1 protein-coding gene is annotated in these 5,431 nt (G+C 52.4%); it reads right to left on the bottom strand.

Annotation, left to right across the window (positions count from 1 at the left end; genetic code table 11):
• A partial coding sequence (locus GX135_04910; GenBank protein ID NLN85429.1) for a hypothetical protein occupies positions 1-5,431 on the bottom strand: 5,431 nt, incomplete at both ends.

Genomic DNA, 5,431 nt, shown 5'->3' with positions numbered 1-5,431 from the left:
TGTATCGTACAACCGCATCGGCGGGAATGGCGGTATTCACTGTAATCTGCTGAGCCGTTGCGTAAACTCCCGGTGCCGGTGTGAACACAGGTGTGTTGAAAGCAACCTGGCCTGTGACAAGATAAGTGGCAGAAACAGTTTCACTGGGAGTCCAGTCGTTCATGAAACCCTTGACCTTGATCACTGTAGTTCCAGGTCCCACCGAGATGGGATTCACATACGCGGGTGAAAGTTGGCTGGGTTCGCTGCCGTTCGTGGTGTAGCGCAGGGTTGCAGTTGTGGGCAAAAGCGCCGGAACGAGCGTAATGGTCTGCGCGCTCTGATATGTTCCTGCGGGTGGATTGAAGGTTTCCTCAGCCAGAATCACCTGTCCCGTCATCACATAGCTGGCACTGTACACCGGGCTGGGCAGCCAGTTTTCCTTGAAAGCCCTGGCCTTCAAGATGATGCTCGTATTCAGAGGCAACTGGATCGGATCTTCATATATGTCAGACAGTTCCGTGGGGTCATCACCATTTATGGTATAGCGGACAATCGCGTCACTTGGAACAGGACTGTTCAAAACAACCGTCTGCTCTGTAGCATAAACCCCGGCGGGAACGCTGAATACAGGCGCTGGGATGCTCACCTGCCCTGTGACAGTGTAGCTTTCCTGTGTAATCTCACTGGATTGCCAGCCGCTTTTAAAAGCACGGGCGCGGATGGTGACACTGCTATCCAGATTAACAATGATGGGTGTGTTATATAGATTTGAGCTTTGTGTGGGCTCGTCTCCATTTGTTGTATAACGGATTGTGGCTCCCGGCGTGGAGGTGCTCAAAACCACGGATGTGGCCTGAGTGTAGATGCCGCCTGCGGGGCTGAAACTCACATCAGCAACGGTTCCGGTAACATTGTAGTTGGCTGAAACCACAGGACTTGGGTTCCATCCATCCCGATAGGCGATGGCCTGCAGAAAGAGGCTGCTGTCCTCACCCACATAAATCGGGTCACTATACAGAATTCCGCTGGTGGGTGAAGGTGTTGAGCCATCAGTGGTATAGCGAATGGACGCATTTTCGGTGGTTGTGCTGATACCCACATTAATGGGCTCAAAATATGTACCGGTGGGATGCGTAAACATCGGAGCCGCCACTTCCGGCACAGCAATATTGATAACATAGCTGGCGTTCGAGATGAGAGACGGATTCATCCCAGTTTTATACGCAATCGCCTTCACGGTGGTGGTTTCAGAAATGTTCAAGGGTCCGTTATAAATCTCACCAACCGAAGTGGAAGGCTCATTTCCGTCCGTGGTATAGCGGATGGTGGCTTCCGGAGTCTGGGTGCTAATCGTAACCTGAATCGGTTCCGTGTAAATACCGGAAGCTGGATTAATCTCCGGTGTTGCCACAGTCTCAATCGGAATCACGATCACATACTGCACCGTGGTCACAGGCGAAGGATCAAACCCATCTTTGAAGCCGCGCGCTTTAATCACGGCGTTGCTGGAAACCACGAAACTGCCTTCATAAACGGTTCCATTCTCCAAAGTGGGCTCATCCCCGTTAATTGTATAAACCAGTGTGGCTTCCGGGGTCGCGCTGGTGATGTTCACCGTCTGCGGTGTGTTATAAACTCCACTGCCAGGCTGAATTACCGGCGCGGCAACCACCGGCAGCGGGATATTTATATCAAAGCTGGCACTGCTGATGGAGGATGGATGCCAGTTTTCAAGCGACGCAATGGCTTTCAAAACCAAATCCTCATTCACCAAGATTGGGTTTGCCGAATCGTAAACCAAACCCTCTCCGGGAACGGGTTCCGCACCGTTAAGAGTGTAATTTATCAAGGCTCCGGGGGTGGCTGTGTTCAGGGTCACAAGCTGCGCCGAAGTGTATGTTCCCCCATTGGGCACGATGCCAACAGGCTTCACATAAAAGTCGTAAGTCGCGGTGCTAACATTGGAAGGCAGCCAGTTCGCGCGATATGCCCTGGCCTTCAAAACTCTGTTTTGATCAATATGAACGGGGCTATTGTAAAGCATTCCGTTGCTTTCACTTGGCTCAGTTCCATCGAGTGTGTAATAGATCGCTGAACCAGCCGGAAGGGTGGAAATCGACACGTTGAAAGGATCGGAATAATCGCCTCCCAACACGGAAAAGAGCGGATCCGCCACAGGACCGTTGATCACAAAACTGTGGGAAATAACGCTTGAGCTAATCCACTGGTCACGGAACGCGATTGCCCTGACGGTTGTGGTAACTTCCACGTCGAAGGGGCCTTCATACAGGATTCCATTCTCCGGACTGGGGATGCTGTTGTCGGTGGTATAGCGGATGGAAGCGCCTGCCGTGCTGGTACTTATCGTCACATTTTGCGTGGAGGCATAGCTTCCAGCCGGAGGTGTGATGCTGGGATTTGCCACCACAAACTGATATTCCGCCATCGCGATGGGCGAATCCAGCCAGTTTTCCAGCCTGGCAATTGCTTTGACCACAGTGTGACCCTGCACGCTGAAGGGGCCTGTGTAAAGCGGACTGACTTCAGGAATTGGATCGCTGTTGTCGGTCGTATAATAAATCCTTGCCGCGGCGGGAATCACGCTGATGCCAACGGTTTGCGAGCTGGTGAAATACCCACCGGAGGGACTGATAACCGGCATTGCCACAGGACCGTTAATCACGTAGGAAGCCGATGAAACCGGCGAATCATCCCAGCCTTCCAGCCAGGCCATTGCTCTGATGGTTTTATTTGCTGAAACCTCGATGGGACCGGCATAAACCTCACCATGGGTGGGGCTGGGAGTGCTGCCATCCGTGGTATAACGGATTTCAGCGGTTTCAGGAATGGCGGAAAGCGTAACGTTCTGCGCGGTGGCATATTGCCCGGATGGCGGATCAAATTGCGGAGCGCTCACTGTGCCGGTGATGTAATACTGCGCGTCGCTGATCCCGCTTACGTTCCAGCCGGTTTTATAGGCACGGGCGCGCAGCAGAACATCGCTGTCAATGTGGATGGGAGTGCCCGCCACATACAGGGTTCCGTTTGTCTGGCTGGGCTCCGTACCATTGTCTGTATAATAAATTGAAGCGTCGGGTGGATTCACCGAAACATAAACATCAACCGGGGTGGTATAAGTTCCAGCACCAGGCGTGAACACTGGATCGGCAATGTTTCCGATGATGGTGAAAATGGCTCCATAAACTTGGGATTCCCGCCAGTTTTCTTTGTGGGCCATGGCTTTAAGAGTGCTGCTGCTGGTGATTTGGATGGGACCAGAATAAATTTCTCCATGCGTGGGGTCGGGGTCGCTGCCGTCAGTGGTGTAGCGGATTTCGGCTCCCTCTGTGGCGCTGCTGATTTCCACCATCACGGATACGGAATGCGTGCCGCCATCGGGGTTAAATGTCGGTGTGGCAACTGTTCCCGTCACTTCGTAGTAACGTTCGACCACAAAGCTGGATAACCAGCCAGTTTGAGTGGCAATGGCTTTGATGGTCTTACTGGTTTCCAAGCCAATCTGGATGCCGTTCACAAAATCATACAATGTGGAAAATTCATCTGGCTCGGAACCGTCATCTGTATAATGTATCTGCGCTTCCGGTGCGCCGGGAACGCTGAGCCTCACAGTGATGGGATCCTGATATATGCCTGCTGCAAGATCAAATTCCGGGGCAGGCAAAATGCCGATGCTGTAAACGCCTTCGGTGACGGCGCTGTCATCCCAGAATTCCTTGAAAGCACGCGCCTTGATGGTGTGCAAACCATTTAATAGAGTTATTGGTGTTGTGTATAAAGTTGAGCCTACCGCTTCAGGGAAAGGATCGCTGCCGTCGTCACTATACCAAATCTCGGCGTCTTCGGTTGTGCTGCTAATCTGCAGTTCAATTTGAGAGGAAAAACTTCCCGGAGCGGGGTCAAAAACAGGCGCGGCAACCGTGCCCGTGATGATAAATTCTCCGCTGAAAATCTCGCTGGGCTCAAAACCCGGATATTGGGCAAAAGCCTTAATCTGGGTGGTTTCCTCCAGCCAGATTGGTCCACTGTAAAGCATGGTTGGGTCGGCAATTGGCTCATTGCCATCGGTGCTAAAATAGATGGGAGCGCCAGCCGGAGACGTATTCTCGCTGAGGCTCACAAACATGGGAATGGTGCTGTAACCGGGCTCGGGGTCAAAAACCGTACCGTTGGCAAAGGGATTAAACACCGTGCGCGTGCTGATATTATATTGATACTCGTATTCCAAGCTGGGCAGCCAGTCTTCCAGATGGGCTTGAAACTTTATCAGGGTGGATTGTGTCAGTTCGATCCGCTGTCCGCTGGAATAAATCTGGGCGCTGGGATTTGCCGGCACAGGGTCGGTTTCATCCAGCGTGTAGTAAACCGCTGCAGCACTGGGATACACGCTGAGTCCCTGGATTTCCACATCCAAGCTTTCGCCATGATTGATCACAAAACCTTCCGGAATTGGCGCCGGATTCATATCATGGGAATCAACCTGCACTGTTCCAGTGATTTGATAAACATGGGTAATCGTTTCACTGTCCAACCAATCTTCCCGCGTGGCTTTTGCTTTCAGGGTCAGGCTGCTTTCACCGGGAATCGAAATCGGATTTTCGTAAACCTGGGTACCCGGTTCGCCGGGAACAGGCTCTCCCCCATCGGTGGTATAATAAATCACCGCGGAAGAAGTGGAACTGCTCAACGCAACATATTGGGCGGCATGGTGTAAACCTCCAGGCGGGTTGAACACAGGTGCAGCCACGGTTCCGGTGATGCGGTAGGTTGCACTTTCAATCTGAGAAGGCGGAAATCCCGGCGCGATGAAAAAGGCCTGGATGGTCACGCTGCTTTCCGCGTTTTCCAAAGCTGGAACCTCAATCGGACTCGCGTAAACCTCGGAACTTTCATCCGGAGCGCCACCATTTACAGTATAATGGATTATCGCACCTTCAAATCCAGCCGGAACGCTGAGGGCAACGTTCACGCCGCTGGTATAGATTCCGCCCACAGGCTCAAAAATTGGGCCATGAGGGCTGACGGTCACGGTCCAGCTAATGCTGGCTTGGGCTTCACCGTCATCAACCACGCAGCTGACTGTCTGGGTGCCAGGGATATCGAATTGCAGTTCCAGACTGGCTTCTGTGGACACAGTGTTGGAAAAAGGCTCCCCATCCTGGCTGCCACTGTGTGTCCAAACGTAGGTCAGAGGATCGTTTTCCACATCCTCTGCCGTAACCCAAAAGCTGAGGGATTCACCTTGATCAACGCTCTGTTCAAGCTCCAAAGGGTGCCAAGCCGTGATTTCCGGCGGGTCATTTACATTTATCACCTCAATCCAGATGGTCTGGCTGCTGAATCCGTTCGACGTTCTATCCACCGCGTTAACTTCATAGCTCACAAGGCCATAGAAATTCAAATGAGGTCTGAAAGTGACCAGGGAGCCCGT

The sequence above is a fragment of the Candidatus Cloacimonadota bacterium genome (assembly GCA_012522635.1).
Lineage (GTDB): Bacteria > Cloacimonadota > Cloacimonadia > Cloacimonadales > Cloacimonadaceae > Syntrophosphaera.
The sequence above is the reverse complement of the archived record's forward strand: the minus strand, read 5'-3'. Positions and strand labels throughout refer to the sequence as shown.